Source organism: Paraburkholderia sp. (assembly GCF_050742655.1).
Classification (GTDB): domain Bacteria; phylum Pseudomonadota; class Gammaproteobacteria; order Burkholderiales; family Burkholderiaceae; genus Paraburkholderia.
Map to the genome: position 1 here is coordinate 1 of NZ_JBOIGG010000007.1, position 15,657 is coordinate 15,657.

16 protein-coding genes are annotated in these 15,657 nt (G+C 64.5%); 6 read left to right on the forward strand and 10 right to left on the reverse strand.

Annotated features, from left to right (window positions below; genetic code table 11):
- Window positions 1-129 precede the first annotated feature (129 nt).
- Window positions 130-1,569: a PLP-dependent aminotransferase family protein gene (locus ACREXZ_RS11765; protein ID WP_431764250.1), complete on the forward strand. Its 1,440-nt coding sequence runs from the start codon at window positions 130-132 to the stop codon at window positions 1,567-1,569.
- A 40-nt stretch (window positions 1,570-1,609) separates the two neighbouring features.
- On the opposite strand, the gene ACREXZ_RS11770 is transcribed toward ACREXZ_RS11765, so the two are convergent.
- From ACREXZ_RS11770 to ACREXZ_RS11815, 10 genes are all read right to left on the reverse strand, one after another.
- On the reverse strand, window positions 1,610-1,867 hold the full coding sequence (locus tag ACREXZ_RS11770) for a YXWGXW repeat-containing protein (protein ID WP_431764251.1): 258 nt from the start codon (window positions 1,865-1,867) through the stop codon (window positions 1,610-1,612).
- 51 nt (window positions 1,868-1,918) lie between these two features.
- Window positions 1,919-3,067, reverse strand: a complete 1,149-nt coding sequence (locus tag ACREXZ_RS11775; protein WP_431764252.1) for a DUF1501 domain-containing protein — start codon at window positions 3,065-3,067, stop codon at window positions 1,919-1,921.
- A 3-nt stretch (window positions 3,068-3,070) separates the two neighbouring features.
- Window positions 3,071-4,504, reverse strand: coding sequence for a DUF1800 domain-containing protein (locus ACREXZ_RS11780; RefSeq protein WP_431764253.1), 1,434 nt, complete (start codon window positions 4,502-4,504; stop codon window positions 3,071-3,073).
- 111 nt (window positions 4,505-4,615) lie between these two features.
- The gene (locus ACREXZ_RS11785) at window positions 4,616-5,113 is read right to left on the reverse strand and encodes a periplasmic heavy metal sensor (RefSeq protein WP_431764254.1); all 498 of its coding nucleotides are present in this window, start codon (window positions 5,111-5,113) and stop codon (window positions 4,616-4,618) included.
- Window positions 5,110-5,523 carry a hypothetical protein gene (locus ACREXZ_RS11790; RefSeq protein ID WP_431764255.1) on the reverse strand — a complete coding sequence of 138 codons (414 nt, stop codon included), beginning with the start codon at window positions 5,521-5,523 and terminating at the stop codon, window positions 5,110-5,112. The genes ACREXZ_RS11785 and ACREXZ_RS11790 overlap by 4 nt, the downstream gene beginning before the upstream one ends.
- Window positions 5,520-6,086: an RNA polymerase sigma factor gene (locus tag ACREXZ_RS11795; RefSeq protein WP_431764256.1), complete on the reverse strand. Its 567-nt coding sequence runs from the start codon at window positions 6,084-6,086 to the stop codon at window positions 5,520-5,522. The genes ACREXZ_RS11790 and ACREXZ_RS11795 overlap by 4 nt, the downstream gene beginning before the upstream one ends.
- Window positions 6,087-6,396: 310 nt before the next feature.
- Window positions 6,397-6,690, reverse strand: coding sequence for a YXWGXW repeat-containing protein (locus ACREXZ_RS11800; RefSeq protein ID WP_431764257.1), 294 nt, complete (start codon window positions 6,688-6,690; stop codon window positions 6,397-6,399).
- Window positions 6,691-6,815: 125 nt separating this feature from the next.
- On the reverse strand, window positions 6,816-7,727 hold the full coding sequence (locus ACREXZ_RS11805) for a LysR family transcriptional regulator (RefSeq protein ID WP_431764258.1): 912 nt from the start codon (window positions 7,725-7,727) through the stop codon (window positions 6,816-6,818).
- A 130-nt stretch (window positions 7,728-7,857) separates the two neighbouring features.
- The gene (locus ACREXZ_RS11810; RefSeq protein WP_431764259.1) at window positions 7,858-8,094 is read right to left on the reverse strand and encodes a tautomerase family protein; all 237 of its coding nucleotides are present in this window, start codon (window positions 8,092-8,094) and stop codon (window positions 7,858-7,860) included.
- Between the two features lie 77 nt (window positions 8,095-8,171).
- A complete protein-coding gene (locus ACREXZ_RS11815; protein ID WP_431764260.1) occupies window positions 8,172-8,882 on the reverse strand; it encodes an SDR family NAD(P)-dependent oxidoreductase in 711 nt (236 codons plus the stop codon).
- 282 nt (window positions 8,883-9,164) lie between these two features.
- Here ACREXZ_RS11815 and ACREXZ_RS11820 point away from each other — a divergent pair, with 282 nt between their 5' ends.
- From ACREXZ_RS11820 to ACREXZ_RS11840, 5 genes are all read left to right on the forward strand, one after another.
- Window positions 9,165-10,142 (forward strand): EAL domain-containing protein, encoded by a 978-nt coding sequence (locus ACREXZ_RS11820; RefSeq protein WP_431764261.1) that lies wholly within the window; start codon window positions 9,165-9,167, stop codon window positions 10,140-10,142.
- Window positions 10,143-10,256: 114 nt separating this feature from the next.
- Entirely contained in the window at window positions 10,257-10,991 is a 735-nt protein-coding gene (locus tag ACREXZ_RS11825; RefSeq protein ID WP_431764262.1) for a response regulator transcription factor, read from the forward strand.
- Window positions 10,992-11,431: 440 nt separating this feature from the next.
- Entirely contained in the window at window positions 11,432-11,971 is a 540-nt protein-coding gene (locus ACREXZ_RS11830) for a fimbrial protein (protein WP_431764263.1), read from the forward strand.
- Between the two features lie 51 nt (window positions 11,972-12,022).
- Window positions 12,023-12,835 (forward strand): fimbria/pilus periplasmic chaperone, encoded by an 813-nt coding sequence (locus tag ACREXZ_RS11835; protein WP_431764264.1) that lies wholly within the window; start codon window positions 12,023-12,025, stop codon window positions 12,833-12,835.
- 203 nt (window positions 12,836-13,038) lie between these two features.
- A complete protein-coding gene (locus ACREXZ_RS11840) occupies window positions 13,039-15,627 on the forward strand; it encodes a fimbria/pilus outer membrane usher protein (protein ID WP_431764265.1) in 2,589 nt (862 codons plus the stop codon).
- Window positions 15,628-15,657: the final 30 nt, after the last annotated feature.

Here is a 15,657-nt window from a genome sequence, read left to right on the forward strand (position 1 = left end):
TGTCGACGGAGCTTGAAACTCGCAGGAGACACAAGCTGCGCCACGGCTGCCAACCGGCTTGGTGGCAAACCATTAATGGCTTGCTACCCACTGAATTCTGAATCAAAAGCAAGATATAAGGAGACACTGATGAACACCTGGCTGCCGAAGCTCACGCGCGGCGACGAGCCGAAATACCGTGCGATCTCGCAGGCCTACGCGCAGGCCATCTGCAACGGTCAGCTGCCGCCTGGCGAGAAACTGCCCGCGCATCGCGTGCTCGCGCGGGAGCTCAACGTGACGACCGGCACCGTAAGCCGCGCGTATGCCGAGCTGGAGCGCAGCGGTCTCGCGATCGCCCGTGTCGGCGATGGCACGTATGTGGCGGAATTCGATCGTGGTGCGACGCCGTCGGCCGCCTCATTCGATACGCGCGCCGGGCGGCACACCGACGACACAGCGACCGCGCTGCCGCTCGCGGGCACGCCGCGGCCGATCGATCTCGGCCAGAACATACCGGTCTCGACGCAGGAAGCGCGTGCGCTTGGCGCGACGTTGCGCGACATCGCCGCCGACGAGCGGCTCGCCGGCGAACTGCTGCTGTACCAGCCGGAAGCGGGGCGTCGCTCGCACCGCGAGGCCGGCGCCCGATGGTTCGCGCAGATGGGCAGCGCGGGGCCAGCCGAGCGCGTGCTCGTCACGCAGGGCGCGCAGCATGCGCTCGCGTGCGTGCTGCGCGCGGTGCTGCGGCCCGGCGACACGATCTTCGCCGAGGCGCTCAGCTATCCGGGCATCCTCGCGCTCGCGCGGCAACTGCGGCTCAACCTGGTCGGCATCGAGATCGACGACGAAGGGCTCGTGCCGGTCGCGCTCGAACGCGCATGCGGACTACTCGCGCCGCGTGCGCTCTTCTGCGTGCCGACGCTGCACAACCCGACCACCGCGACGATGACCGATGCACGGCGTCGCGCGATTGCCGACATCGCGCTGCGTCACAACCTGATGGTGATCGAAGACCTCGTGCCGGCTGCGGTGCTCGGGCGGCCGCCGCAACCGATCGCCGCACTGCTGCCGGAACACGGCATCGCGATCAGCGGGTTTTCGAAGGCGGTCGCGCCGGGGCTGCGGATCGGCTACGTGCAGGCGCCGCAGGACTGGGTTGGCAAGATCGTCGCGGTGATCCGCAGCGACTGCTGGATGACCGCGCCGCTCGCGGCGGAGATCGTCACGCGATGGATCGACGGCGGCGAGATCGAGCGGCTGATCGCGTTGCAGCGCGAACGGATCGCCACGCAGCACACGATTGCCGCGGACGAACTCGCGGGCATTCCGTATCGCACCGATCCGGCGAGCGCGCATCTGTGGCTGTCGCTTGCGGAGCCGTGGCGCGCGGCGGAATTCGCGGTGGCGTTGCGGCAAGCCGGCGTGCTCGTGAAGACCGCGGACAGCTTCGTCATTGGACGCGGCTCGGCGCCGCATGCGGTGCGGATCAGCATGAGCGGCGCGCGGACGGTCGAGAGTCTGCGCGACGGTTTGCGGATCGTCGCGCGGACGCTGCGCAATGGGCCGGAGGGGATGTATTCGGCGTAGCTGGTGATGAATCTAAATGAGCGCACCCGCTACCGCGAGATCAATACCCCGGCGCCCAGTGCCCCCCCACCCATCCCCAGTGATTGCCTTCCCACCGGTAATGTCCCTTGACCCAGTGATATCCCGTCGCAGGCGCGACCGGCACGACTTCGACGCGTGGCTCGGGTTGCGGTGGCCGCACCGGCTCGACGACGCAGGCGCTCAGCAACAACGAGCTCGCCGTTACGAGTGACGCTAACGATATCAATGACACCGACGATATCAGCGATACCGTTCCCCATCCTGATCGACTCTTCATCTTTACGCTCCCTGGTTGAATGATGTTGTGTGCGCCATGCGATCGATTCGCCTATGCCCGCACGAGCCCGGCGGTCGCGCGCGGCGTATTCGTCGTGCCGAACAGCGCGGTAGCCGTGCGGTGCGGATCGAGCCGCAGGCTCTCGCTCGCGGCACCGGCAATCAGCGCGTCGAGTGCGGCGGTAGGTTTCAGATCGCGCGCTTCGTAGAGATCGCTGTTGCGCAGACCCGGCCAGTCGGCGAGTACACGACCACCCGCGACCGCGCCGCCGATCAGCATCGCCACCGAGCCCGTGCCGTGATCGGTGCCGCCGGTACCGTTCGCTGCCGCCATGCGGCCGAACTCGGTCGCGACCAGCACGGTCGTGTTGTCCCAATGTGGGCCGAGTCCATCGCGCAGCGCGGCGACCATCGTGTCGAGTGCTTTCAGTTGAGCGGAGAGCCGCGGGTTCTGCGCGCTGTGTGTGTCCCAGCCGCCGGTCTCGATCATCGCGATGCGCGGACCATCGTCGCGTGCGAGAAAACCGGCCGCGAGCCGCCCGACGCTCGCGGGATCCTGGCGCGCGCCTGCATCGTTCGCGAGCCCACGCGCGGTCATCGCCGATTCCCACAGCGGACGTAGTTGCGCATCTTCGTCGTAGAGCTGCGACACACGCATCAGCAGATCGTCGGGTGCGGCGGGCAGCGCGGACGGTGCGTACGACGCGACGTTCGCGCCGCCGCGTAGCGCCATCGGCACGGTAGGTGCGAACGCGATCGCCGTATCGCGTGCGGGCGGCAGCAGCTGCGCGAGCCGGTTGAGCCAGCCGTCCTTCACGCTGTACGGACGCAGGCCGCCGGTTTCGAGGACGTTCTGGCCGTCGAAGTGCGAGCGGTCGCGATACGGCGACGCGACCGCGTGTACGAACAGCGCCTGCTGCGCGGCGTACATCTTTGCGGTCTCGACAAGCGACGGATGCAGCGCGAACGTGCCGTCGAGTTTCGTCGTCGCGGATGTGTCGACGGCAAGCGCACCACGCAGCGTCGCGTACGCGGGCTCCGCATACGGCACGACGATGTTCAGGCCGTCGGCCGCGCCGCGCTGGATCACGAAGACGAAGCGGCGTTCGGTGCGCGCGGCGGCGAATGCAATGTGCGGCGAGACGAGAATCGCGCCTGCCCCTGCGGCGGCGCAGCGGATGAAACGGCGGCGGGACATCATGAGCTATCTCCGTTGGAAGTCGGGCGACACGAGCAGCAGAGCGAGCGCGGTCGTCGTGCTTTCGGCGCGCGTGACCGCGGTGCGTGTCGTGTCGCTGAGCGAGCCCGGCAGCAACGCATCGCCGAGCGTGTGCGGATCGAGTGCGTCGCCAGTGCGGGCGGCGAGACGCTGCGCGAGTTCGACGCGGCGCACGAGTGCGTCGGGCGCGGCCCAGCTCGCGGCGATGTCGTCGTAGCCGGCAGGGGAGCCCGGCCGCCACACCGGTTCGCCGAGCTGTGTGAGCAGCGGTGCGGCCTGCAGGTTGCCGATGTCGCGCCAGCCGAGCCCGCGCATCGACGACACCGCCCATTCCCACGGCGTCTTGAATTTGGCCGGTGCCGGTGCCCACGCCTCGGGCGACTCGATGAGCACGCGATACACCGTCGGCAGATCGCCGCCGCTGCGCTCGAACGCGTTGGCGACGCGCGCGACGACGGCGGGTGGGGGCGCGTCCGAGACGAAGTGACGCGTGAGTTTGTCAGCGACGTGCATCGCACATGCGTGCGAGTGCGCGAGATCGTTCAGGATCGCGAGCGCCTGCTCTTCGCCGGGCTGATCGTACTGGCGGCCGAGCACCGTGCGCGTGCCCGGCTCGTGCAGCGCCGTGCGAAACACGAAGCTGCCGGGCGGCGCTGCGTCGGGCCGCGGACCGCGCGCGGCGGCGATGCTCCAGCCGGTCAGCGCGCGGGCGAACTCGGTGACGTCGTCCTGCGTGTAGCCGCTGCGCACGCCGAGCGTGTGCAGCTCCATGATTTCGCGCGCGAGGTTTTCGTTGAGTCCGCGCTTGCTTGCGGGGTTGCGTTGCGCGGCCCGCATCGCAGCCATGCTGTCGGGACCGACCGAGCGCGTCTGGTCGAGAAAAATCTGCATCGCCGGATGACGCTCGACGGCGACCAGCATCTCGTCGAAGCGGCCGAGCACGTGCGGGCGGATCGCTTCGGCTTCGAACGCGCCGGCGAACATCGCGACCTGCCCTTTGTCGACCGATACGGCGAAGTGATTCGCCCAGAAATGCACGAGCCGTTCGACGAGCGGCGTCGGTGTGACGAGTGCGCTCGACAGCCGCGCATCGACGGCCGCGCGATAGGTGTCGCGCGCTTCGCCGCGCAGTTTCTGCATCAGCGCGCGACGGGCGGTTTGAACGTTGTTCGTATTCTCTGGGCTTGACGATGCGCTCGGGATTGAAGCAGACGCGCCGATGCCAGCCTGCTGCCGTTGTGCTACGGCATCCGCGGCGAGCGCGAGGCTGGTCGGCTGGGACGCCCACGCGGACGGCATCGGTTGCCATGCGTCGAACTGCTCGACGAGCCACGCGCGCGGATCGCGCGGCGGGGTATCGTCGGGTCGCGCGCCGAGCCCGAAACGGTTCAGCGCGATTGCCGCAGGGGTCATGACCATACCTGCTCCTTCCGGCTTGCGTGTTTGCGTATGGACGTTAAACGCAGGCCGTCGGGAAATCCGTCGCGGGATTGGAGGTTTTTGTTTTGTCGATGCGAGCGAGCGCGTGCGTTACTGGCTCGACGCTTTTGGCGCCGGTTGTCGTGCCGGCGGCAGCCGCCATTGGCCGTGTTCGCGCAGGCTCTGTGCGAAATGCAGGCGTTCATCCGGCGTCAGCGTTGCCGCGAAATCGGCGACGCCCGTTTCGACACGTGCGCGCAGCGCGCTGTCGGCTTCACGCGTGCGGGCGAGCGCGGCATCGAGCGCCGGCCGGTCGAGTTGCGGTTGGGCGAGCAGTTCCAGCACGTCGCGGCGACCTTCGCGGGCGTCGCGCGCGAACATCCGGCCGTTGCGGCGCGCTTCTTTCAGCGCCTGGAGGAATTCCTGCTGCCGCTGCGGCGATAAATCCGATGCGGCGAAACGCAGTGCATTTTTCTGCGCGCCGGCTACTGCGGCAACGCCTTCGTGCGTCGCGAACCATCGGTACGCACCGCCCGCGATGCCGCCGAGCAGAAACACGTTGAGCAGGATCGATACGCTCAGGATGACTTTCCACGACCGGCTGTTCATTCGTTGCTCCAGTCCGCGGCAGATCCGCCGAAGCTCGTTGTCAGATACGACGCGTCGGACGCCGCAGAGGGCGTGCCCGACAGCACGAAGAACGACACCGCGAGCGCGCCCGCGAGGCCGCCAATCGCACCGACGCCGGCGAACGCGACACCGGACCACCACACCTGAGCGCGCGGCGTCTTCGGTTTGGGTGCCGATGCGACGATGCGCCGCTGCAGTTCGGGGTCCGACGCCGGCACGACGTCGCTCGACATCCATGCGTCGAGTTCGGCGGCTTGTGTGCACAGCGCATCGGCTTCGTCGCGATGCTGCGCGGCCCACTCGGTGGCCGCGTGCCGTTCATCGGCAGGCCAGCGACGGGAATCGGCGCCGTAGGCGTCGACGATGGCTCGGAATCTCTCGGGTGTCATGGCGTGTCCTTGCTGCGGCCGCCGTCCAGCTGCGCGCGCAGGTTACGGCGCGCGCGGGCCAGCAGGCTTTCGAGTGCGTCGACCGTAATGCCCATCGACGTGGCGGCCTCGAGATTGGAAAGCTCCTGATAATAGTTGAGCACCAGCGCTTCGCGCTGCCGCGCGGGCAGCGTCGCGAGCGCAGCACGCACCCGTGCGGCGTTCGCCTGTGTTTCGAGCTGCACGTCGGGTGCCGCGTCCGGGTCGGCGACTTCGGGCACGTCGTCGACCGGCGCCTCGCGATGGCGGCGCAGCCGGTCGTAGCAGAGGTTCAATGCGACGCGGTGCAGCCAGGTGTCGAAGCGGGCTTCGCCCGGCCGCCAGCTCGGTGCGTGTTTCCAGATCCGCATGAAGACTTCCTGCGCGACGTCCTCGGCTTCCATACGGTCGCCGAGCATCCGCGTCGCGAGCGCGACGAGGCGCGGCAGCTTGCGCGACACCATCGTGCGCACGGCTGCCGGGTCCCGTCTGCCGACGCGTTCGACCAGCTCCGCGTCGGGATCGTGCGCGTCGGGCCCGCTCAACGCACACGGCCCGTTGACGCGCGCGACGGCATCTGCCGTCCGCGCGGCATGTGGTACGCCGGCTGTGTCGCCCGTGCGGGTTGAACATCGTTCACGTGCCGTGGCTCCCTGTCCGTCGCGACGCAGACGCGGTCTCGCCTGCATGTTTCGACGCGCTCAATATACGACGACCGGGGCCGGCCGGTAATACGCAGGTCGCGCCGGCACGACGATGCAGCCGGCGAGCGTTGCCGCGACGAGCGCGGCTACGAGCAGTTTCGCGAGTTTCATCGTGTGGGTCTCCGTTGGGGTGAGCGTTTCGTGATGCCGTTCATGCCCAATGCCCCTGGACCCAGAACCAGTTCGGTCCGCGCTGCGCCCAGTGTCCCGGCACCCACTGATACCCGACGCGCACTACCTGCCAGTGGCCCGGCGCCCACACGTAGCGACCGCGGGCCCAGCGCCAGTGTCCGCGGTCCCACACGTAACCGGCGCGCGGCGCGGGCAGCAGCTCGGCGCGCGGTGGGGGCGGCGGTGCAACGATGACGGCCTGCGCGAATGCGCCCGACGTCGCGAGCGCCACTGCGGCACCCATCAGTAACCGCTTGATGGCAAAGGATTTCATCTGCACTCCGTGAATGGACGGGCGGCGCAGGATGTGCGCCGTTTTCCGTGGTTTCCCGTTAAACGTGGAGCATCGGGAAATCCGTCGCGCAGAAGATGAAAAAAATGCCGGGCAGTGAGGCAGGGCTATTGCTCGAGTCGCTCGACCAGGAAGTCGACGAAGCTGCGCACGCGCGACGACAGATGACGGCTATGCGGATACAGCAGCACGAACGGCCGCGAGCAGCCGCCGTAGGGGACGAGCAGCTCCTCGAGCGAGCGTTCCGCGAGATCCTTCTCGACGATGAACCGGTAGGTCTGGAAAATACCCGCGCCGTGCCGTGCGAGCGTCACGCCGGCGAGCACGTCGCCTGACGATCCATAGACGCCGCGGGTCGGCACTTCGGTTTCTGTGCCGTCGTAGCGGAACAGCCAGGGGACCGGGCGGCCGCTGCTCGGCAACTCGAAGTGGATGCAGTCGTGCTGGGCGAGGTCGTCGGGCGTTTCCGGCCGGCCCGCGCGACCCAGATACGCGGGCGCCGCGACGACGACGAGTTCAGCGTCTTCGAGCTTCCGCGCGATCAGAGTGGAATCGCGCGGCGCGCGGCCGCGAATCGCGAGGTCGAAGCCTTCGTCAGCGAAGTCGATGTTGCGGTTGCTCAGATGCGTTTCGATCGCGACGCCGGGATAACGCGTCCGGAACTCCGCAAGCAGCGGCAGCACGCGGTAGTGGCCGTACGGCGTCGGCATGCTGATCCGCAGCACGCCGGTGGGGGTCGCCTGCTGGCCGGTCGCTTCGCGTTCCGCATCGGCGAGCTGGTCCAGCACCTGCCGGCATTGCTCGAAGTATCGACGGCCTTCGTCGGTCAGCCGGATCTGCCGCGTCGTCCGCACGAACAGCCGCACGCCGAGCCGCTGTTCGAGTTTCGCGACCGCGCGGCTGACGGCCGCGGGCGTCACGCTGGCTGCAGTCGCGGCGACCGTGAAGCTCTCCGCTTCGGCGGCGAGACAGAACAGCTCGATGCTGCCGAGCAGGAGATCTTCGAATTGACGCTGCATGGCTTCCCGACTATCCGGCTGGTCCGGTGGATTCGACCGCTCGCGCATCACATCGCGCGGCCGCCATACCCGCGATATGTGCGGCGGATCGTGTCGGGGAAGCATAGCAGGCTGCGTCTTGCCGGCGAGTTCAGCCCGGTTTCAAGGCGCGCTGCTTGCGGTACTCGTTCACCGGCAGTCCGCCCCAGCCCCAGTTCTCCGTGTCGACTTCGTCGATCACGACGAAGGTGGCTTCGAGCGGTTTGTGCAGCACGTCGAGCAGCAGCTGGCTCGCCCCTTTGATCAGCTGTGCCTTTTCTTTCGCGGTGACCGAGGCGATGCCGGGCTGCGTGCCCTCGCGGGTGATCTGGATCGTGACGATCGGCATGGTGTTCTCCTTGACGATGATGGCTGCGTGGTTGAAACGGAGCGCCGGCCGGTGGCGCTCACGTGCGTGCGGCAGGATTAGTGGCCTGCGCTCTGGCCGCCGTCGACGTGCAGGATTTCTCCCGTCACGAAAGGCGCCGAGTCCAGGTACAGCACCGCGTTCACGATATCGCTCATCTCGCCCATGTGACCCATCGGATGCAGCGCACCGAGCGCTTCATGCGTTTCTTCGGGATGCATCGGCGACTTGATGATGCCCGGCGACACCGCGTTCGCACGAATGCCGCGCTTCGCATACTCGATCGCGAGAGACTTCGTGGCCGAGTTCAGACCACCCTTGGTCAGCGACGCGAGGACCGACGGCACACCGTCGACCGCGTGATCGGTGAGGCTCGTCGAGATGCTGACGACGTGGCCGCTCGAATGCTTCTCCATTTCGGCGACGGCAAGCTGGGTGATGTTGAAGAAGCCTGTGACGTTGACGCCGACGATCGTGGCGTAGTCCTCGGCGGTGTAGCGCGTGAAGGGCTTGGCGACGAAGACGCCCGCGTTGTTGACCAGTGTATCGACACCGCCGAAACGCTCGACTGCTTCCGACACGACACGCCGCGCGGTGGCCGGATCGGCGATGTCGCCTGCGACGGCGACGACGTTCGGATCGTCCGACGGTGCGATGCTGCGCGCTGTCGCGACCACGCGATAGTCGCGTTGCCGGAAAGCCTTGACCAGTTCCGCACCGATGCCTTGCGACGCACCCGTGACGATGACGACTTTTTGCGATGTGCTCATGATGAACCTCGAATGATTGGATTCGGCTCGCTCGCCGGTGGGTTACGTGATGGATTTGCCATCTGACCCGGCGATGCCGATGAAGACCAATGTAGTCGCGTCGGCGCCGAGCTCGAATACCCGGCGGGGACAAACACTAATGCGCGGCAGGAACAAATCGCGCGCGGGGTGGACGCCGGATGTTGCGGCGGATTGTGCAAGGCGTCCCCGCCTGCCTCGTCGCGCGCGCGATGACCCCCCAGGCTGGGAAACCCCGTCCCGCCGAAAAATCTTTGACGATTTGTGTCCCCTTTCGACGACCAGCACGTCCTACCCATATACAGCAAGTCATATCGTTGTCGGGAAGGATTACCGGCTGGTCAAGATGAAACAGAGGATGTCATGCAAACGATGGTCCGGAGTCACGGAGAGCTTACGGGAGAGGTCGCGCAGCGAACGGACTCCGAACTTGTCGATCAGGTACACGCGGGACTGGAAGCAGGGGAGTTTCGGGTCGCGTTCCAGCCGATCGTCCATGCGCAGTCGCGCGAACTGGATAGCGTCGAGTGCCTGCTGAGGTGGCAGCACCCGCACTACGGGCTGCTGTTTCCCGGTGCGTTCGAGCGTGCGCTGCGTGACCATGCGGTGGCACATCGGATGTCGCGGCTGGTTCTCGATGTCGCCTGCCGCGAACTTCGCGCGCAGCGCGATGCGGGCCATGACATTCCGCGTGTTGCGATCAACGTGCAGCCGTCGCAGCTTCTCGACGACCGGCTGATAACGGAGATCGATAGAGCCGCCCGCCGATACGACGTGCAGCCGTCCTCGCTGGAACTGGAGCTCCTCGAAAGCGAAGAGACGCTGGCGCTGGTCGCGACGCGCGAATTCACGTCGCCGATCCGGGCGATGGGCGTACGGCTCGCGCTCGACGACTTCGGTACGGGTTATTCGTCGCTGGCGGTGCTCGCATCGGCGCATGTCGATTCGGTCAAGTTGGCGCGCGAATTTTTGTGTTGCCAATCGTCCTGCGAACCAGGTCGCACGGCCCGCGTGATGCGGGGCGTGTTCGGGATGCTTGCCGACCTTCAGCTTCGAACGGTGGTGGAAGGTGTCGAGAGCGGCGAGCAACTGGACTGGCTGGCGATGCATCCCGCGGTGTATGCGCAAGGGTATTTCGTTGGTCGGCCTGGCGATGGGTTTCCTTCGCGTGAACCCGTCAGTCGAGCGGGTGGAAACGAGGAAGGTGAAGTGATGGCGGCGAGAGACGTTCTTTGCTGCTAGTGCCTTGAAGTAATACCTGCGGGAACGTGTCCGGTGCCGGGAATAGGTCTCTCCTGCAATGACCGTCGCGCGGAGACCTTAAAACTAATAGCGTGTCTTATACGAGAGAATCAAATGAAAGTCTTATTGGTAGAAGACGATTCAACGAATGCCGACGCTGCGGCGTTGGCACTTCAGGACCTCGGCGTGGAACTGTCGAGAATCTCGGACGGTACTAAAGTCATCGGCTTCCTGCAGAGAAATCCGGTCGATCTGATCATTCTCGACTGGAAGCTGCCGGGCGTGAGCGGGCTCGATATCCTGCGCTGGATCCGCGCCAATCTTGGTAACCAGCCTTCGGTGCTTTTCTTTACTTCCAGGATACTCGAGGCCGATATCGTCGAGGCTTTCGAGGCGGGCGCGGACGATTACGTCACGAAGCCGTTCCGGCACCGGGAGCTGGCGGCGCGCGTCGGTGCGTTGCTGCGACGGAAGAATTCGGCGAAGAAATTCCAGCAAGAACTCGTCGTCGGTCAGTACAGGCTGGATTTCACGAGCCGTGTCATCTATGTGCGCGATCAGGCAATCGATTTGACGGAGAAGGAATTCGACCTCGCGGCGATCCTGTTTCGCAATGTCGGGCGCGTCATCTCGCGGGACGTCATCGCGGGTCTGGCCTGGGGGCATGCGTACGATGGATCGTCGAGAGCAATGGACACGCACATATCGCGGATCCGCAGAAAACTGTCGCTCAATCCCGAAAACGGCATGCGCCTGAACTCGGTTTATACCCATGGGTATCGGTTGATCGTCGGGAATACGGACCTTGAAAAACCGGAGCAGGCCGATTGTCAGAGGCAGGCCGCCTGAAGGTTGTCGTTCATCGCGTTATCTCGAAGTCGTTGACGCCTGGCGCCAGGGCACGATACCTGGCGTCAGGGCGCGCCCGCGCCGATTGCGTCACCTCATCTGTCGTTTCCCGCTTTAAATCCCGTTGTCCCACCTGACCGAGATCTGACCGGAGCAAGCAGTTACCACACCGTGTGCGGCTCTATGGAGTAGTCAATAAATATCTCTATTTAAATATAATTATCCGAATTAAATAGATGTATTGGCGTGACAATTTTTATTAATTTGATTGTGGGTAATCACTACGATTAACACATCCAAAGTGATCTAAAAACAGGCTGTGACCAGGCTAGAAATAGCCATGAACGGACGCCAGCCTGTTGAAGACTATTGGACAGGAGAGGTCATCTATCTTCAATTAATCTCGCAATCTGAATTAACCACGTGGGAGTTAAATTGCTATGAATACCAGGTTTCTTTGCAGCATCGTTCTGGTCGGTTTTGCGGTTGCGTCGCAGGTCGCCGCTGCCGCGGACGGCACGATTGCTTTCAACGGCAACGTCACCGCGCAGACCTGCACGATTAACGGCAATGGTTCCAACGCCAGAGACTTCACCGTCACTCTTCCGACCGTTTCGTCGAGTTCACTGGCCGCTGCCGGCCAAACTGCGGGCCGCACACCGTTCGGCATTTCGCTGACGGCCTGCACACCGGCCACGGGCAATGTCCATACGTATTTCGAACCAGGTCCGACGGTCAATCTCCAGACCGGTCATCTGATTCTGAAAACCGGCGGCGCAACCAATGTCGAGATCGGGTTGCAGAACGGGGATTTCTCGGACATCAAGGCTGGCGCAGCGGATGCATCGCAGAACTCTAAGCCGGTCGCGATCACGACGGGCAGCGCAACGCTGAACTACTACGCGCAATACGTCGCGACGGGCGCGGCAACAGCCGGCGCGGCGAACTCCACGGTGATGTACACGCTTTCCTACCAGTAAGTCTCGCCGGGTATTCGACAGGGTCGGTGCAGTGGGCCACGGGTTCGCTTCATGTCGCAACGATCCGCGTGCCCATGCGGAGTCATCGCCATGAATTCTAGAAACGCCTTCAAGAACCTGATTGCCATCGGGAGCGCTGTCGTCTGGATTGCCGGTGCCAGTCACGCACATGCATCCGTGGTGATAGCGGGTACGCGCGTTGTCTATCACGCTGAGGAGCCGGAGGCGACATTGAAATTGTCGAATGAGGGCAAATCGCCGGCGCTGGTGCAATCGTGGATCGACACGGGCGACACGAAGGCGGCGCCGTCGGCAAGCAACGTGCCGTTCACCGTTTCACCGCCGATCGCACGGATCGATCCAGCCAGGGGGCAGACGCTGCGCATTATCTACACGGGAGAGCCGCTGCCCAAAGACAGGGAGTCCGTCTTCTGGCTCAACGTGCTTGAAGTGCCGCCCAAACCAGCCGCGAACGAAGCGGATGTCAACCGGCTCCAGCTCGCGTTCCGCTCGCGCATCAAACTTTTCTTCCGTCCTCGAGGACTTGAAGGACGATCGGACGACGCACCCGCAAAGCTCAACTGGCGGTTGAAGCAGTCCGGCAATCAACCGGCAGCGGAAGCGACCAATCCGACGCCGTACTACGTATCGCTCATCCTGATCGAGGTGCGTGCAGGCGGCAAGGTCGCGATCTTCGACGATGGCGGAATGGTTGGGCCGCATGAAACTGTCACGTTCCCGCTAAAGGGCGACGCGACCGGAGCAGAGCGGGCAAGTGTGCATTACAGCGCATTGAACGACTTTGGGGGCGCCGCGAGCGGTGATGCCACGTTGCAGCAAGGCCCGGCTGCTTCATCGAAATGATGCTTCATACCGCCCGCATTGCCAATATCACCTGTACCACTCTGTACCGCCGATCTCTGTACCACCGATAGCCGTCGGTAACACGACGCCCCTTTTGCTGTGCGCCTGCTTACCCCAGGCCTTTCTTGAAAGGACCTTCACGCTCGAGCCATGGATTCGGCAGGGGGAGGGTTTGCCCAAAACCCGGCCACGCCACTACGACGATGCGACAGAAATTCTGCTTTCCCTTTTCTGCACGACTGCGCCGGTGCAGCTTCGCCGCGCTGTGTTTCTTCACGAACGTCGGTGCGTTTGCAGCAGGCACATCGGGCACATCGGGTACATCGCAAGTCGCGGAAGTGGAGTTCAACGATCTGTTCCTGCAGCGACGGGGCGCGCCGCACATCGACGTGAGTCGCTACAACAAGGGCAACCCGGTGATGCCAGGTATGTTTCGCGCGGATCTGTACGTCAACAATGGCGGGTGGCTTGGTCGCACCGACATCACGCTCAAACAGGTCGGTTCGGGCACAGGCAATGTGCAGCCATGCTTCGACCAGGCATTGCTCGAGCGGATCGGCGTGGATCTGTCGAAGCTGTCGGCCGAGGCGAGCACGGCGCTCAAGACCGGTTCGGATTCAGGCAATGCGTGCGTACTGTTGCCGCAACTCGTCCCCGATGCCATGGCATCGTTCGACAGCGGCGAACTACGCCTCGATGTCAGCGTGCCGCAAGCGGCAATGAACCGGCACGCGCGTGGTTATGTGGATCCCCGGTACTGGGATGAAGGTGTGCCGGCGGCGCTGCTGCAATATAACGCGAACGTCTATCACGCCGAGGCGCAGGGGCCGTCGTCCACGCAAGGCTATGTCGGATTGACTGCCGGGATGAATCTGGGTGCATGGCGTTTCCGCCACGTCGGTAGTCTGACTCACGATGCACAGACCGGTACGCATTACCAGGACGTACAGACCAGCTTGCAGCGCTCCGTCGCGCGGCTCAAAAGTCAACTGGTGATCGGGGATGCCTTCACCGAAGGCACGCTGTTCGACAGCGTAGGGTTTCGCGGCGTGCAACTGGCTACGGACGACCGGATGTACCCGGAATCGCAGCGCGGCTATGCACCGACAATCCGTGGCATTGCGAATAGCAACGCGCTGGTGCAGATCCGCCAGAACGGCAACATCATCTACGAAACGAACGTCGCGGTCGGCCCGTTCGAGATCGACGATCTCTATCCGACCGGTTATGGCGGCAACCTCGAAGTTACCATTACCGAAGCCGACGGCAGCAAGCATGTGTCGAAGGTGCCCTACGCGGCCGCGGTGAACGCATTGCGGCCAGGAATCATGCGTTATAGCGTGACCGTGGGGCAGTATCGCGACCAGCAGGTGCATGCGAGTCCCAAGCTGTTCGAGGCCACCGTCCAGCGCGGCATCACGAACGTGGTGACGGGTTACGGCGGGATCGTCGCTGCCGACGGTTATGTGGCCGGCGTTATCGGCGCGGCGCTCAATACGGATTTCGGTGCGTTCGGTCTCGACGTCACAGAGGCCAGCGCACGCTTGCCGAACCAGCCAGGCCGCACCGGTCAAAGCGTGCGGCTGTCCTACAGCAAGTTGCTCGCGCCGACCGATACCAACATCACGGTGGCCGCGTACCGCTATTCGAGCAACGGCTATCTGGGCCTGCACGATGCAATGGTGCTGCGCAATCTGGCGGCGCGCGGCATGAGCGACGTCATGTCCCGCGGCATCCAGCGCGACCAGCTGCAAGTGACGGTGAATCAGGGCTTGCCTGCCGGCTTCGGCTCGTTCTACCTGTCGGGCTCGACCCAGGAGTACTGGAATCGTTCGGGCCAGGACACGCAATTCCAGGCCGGCTGCAACAACAGCTTCCGGCGCGTGAACTACGGCTTATCGGTTTCGCGTCAATACGATCTGATGCAGCGCAAGTGGGACAACCGGGTGATGCTGAACGTGGGCATCCCGTTGAACATCGGCTCGCATACGGTCTATTCGTCGACGAGCGTGCAGCACGACTCCAATGGCACGGTGCTCGCGCAGGCATCTATGGCTGGCGCGCTCGGCGTCGACAACGCGCTGTCCTATGGCCTGAACATCGGACATACCAGCGGGAACGGCAGCGCGGCCACCAGTCTTGGCGGCAACGTTTCGTATTTGTCACCGGTCGCGACGGTCACCGGGAATGTCTCGAAGAGCACCGGCTATACGCAATATGGTGCGGGTCTCGCGGGCGGCATCGTGGCTTACGGCGGTGGCGTCGCATTTTCGCCAGCCATGGGCGAGACGATAGCGATCATCGAGGCGAAGGATGCAAACGGCGCGCGCGTGACCAACGGCAGCGGCCTGCGGGTCGACCACTGGGGGCACGCGATCGTGTCGAGCCTGACACCGTTCTCGACGAACGAGATTGAGATCGACCCGAAGGGACTGCCGATCAGTGTCGAACTGAAATCGACCTCGCAACGTGTGGCACCAACGGCGGGCGCTGTCGTGCGGCTCAAGTTCGATACCGAAGGCGGCGGTCGCGCGGTGATCGTGCGCGCCAGCACGGCCGATGGCAAACCACTGCCGTTCGGTGCGGACGTGACGGATGCGGCCGGCAACAACGTCGGCACGGTTGCACAGGCGGGCCGCATCGTCGTTCGCGGGCTTAAAAGCAGCAACAGTGCGTTCAACGTGAAATGGGGCGACGCGGTGGATCGGCAATGCAAGCTGTCGTTCGACCTGCCTGCATCGGATAGCAGGACTGGTGCATGGACGACGGTCGACGCGATGTGCGTGCAATGACCGGGAGCGTGGCCACGGCGATCGGCCTGG

Bases quoted from the DNA above. Each gene is read 5' to 3' on its own strand.
- ACREXZ_RS11765 (WP_431764250.1), top strand. From the start codon at position 130: ATGAACACCTGGCTGCCGAAGCTCACGCGCGGCGACGAGCCGAAATAC.
- ACREXZ_RS11770 (WP_431764251.1), bottom strand. From the start codon at position 1,867: ATGAAGAGTCGATCAGGATGGGGAACGGTATCGCTGATATCGTCGGTG.
- ACREXZ_RS11775 (WP_431764252.1), bottom strand. From the start codon at position 3,067: ATGATGTCCCGCCGCCGTTTCATCCGCTGCGCCGCCGCAGGGGCAGGC.
- ACREXZ_RS11780 (WP_431764253.1), bottom strand. From the start codon at position 4,504: ATGGTCATGACCCCTGCGGCAATCGCGCTGAACCGTTTCGGGCTCGGC.
- ACREXZ_RS11785 (WP_431764254.1), bottom strand. From the start codon at position 5,113: ATGAACAGCCGGTCGTGGAAAGTCATCCTGAGCGTATCGATCCTGCTC.
- ACREXZ_RS11790 (WP_431764255.1), bottom strand. From the start codon at position 5,523: ATGACACCCGAGAGATTCCGAGCCATCGTCGACGCCTACGGCGCCGAT.
- ACREXZ_RS11800 (WP_431764257.1), bottom strand. From the start codon at position 6,690: ATGAAATCCTTTGCCATCAAGCGGTTACTGATGGGTGCCGCAGTGGCG.
- ACREXZ_RS11805 (WP_431764258.1), bottom strand. From the start codon at position 7,727: ATGCAGCGTCAATTCGAAGATCTCCTGCTCGGCAGCATCGAGCTGTTC.
- ACREXZ_RS11810 (WP_431764259.1), bottom strand. From the start codon at position 8,094: ATGCCGATCGTCACGATCCAGATCACCCGCGAGGGCACGCAGCCCGGC.
- ACREXZ_RS11815 (WP_431764260.1), bottom strand. From the start codon at position 8,882: ATGAGCACATCGCAAAAAGTCGTCATCGTCACGGGTGCGTCGCAAGGC.
- ACREXZ_RS11825 (WP_431764262.1), top strand. From the start codon at position 10,257: ATGAAAGTCTTATTGGTAGAAGACGATTCAACGAATGCCGACGCTGCG.
- ACREXZ_RS11830 (WP_431764263.1), top strand. From the start codon at position 11,432: ATGAATACCAGGTTTCTTTGCAGCATCGTTCTGGTCGGTTTTGCGGTT.
- ACREXZ_RS11835 (WP_431764264.1), top strand. From the start codon at position 12,023: ATGTCGCAACGATCCGCGTGCCCATGCGGAGTCATCGCCATGAATTCT.
- ACREXZ_RS11840 (WP_431764265.1), top strand. From the start codon at position 13,039: ATGCGACAGAAATTCTGCTTTCCCTTTTCTGCACGACTGCGCCGGTGC.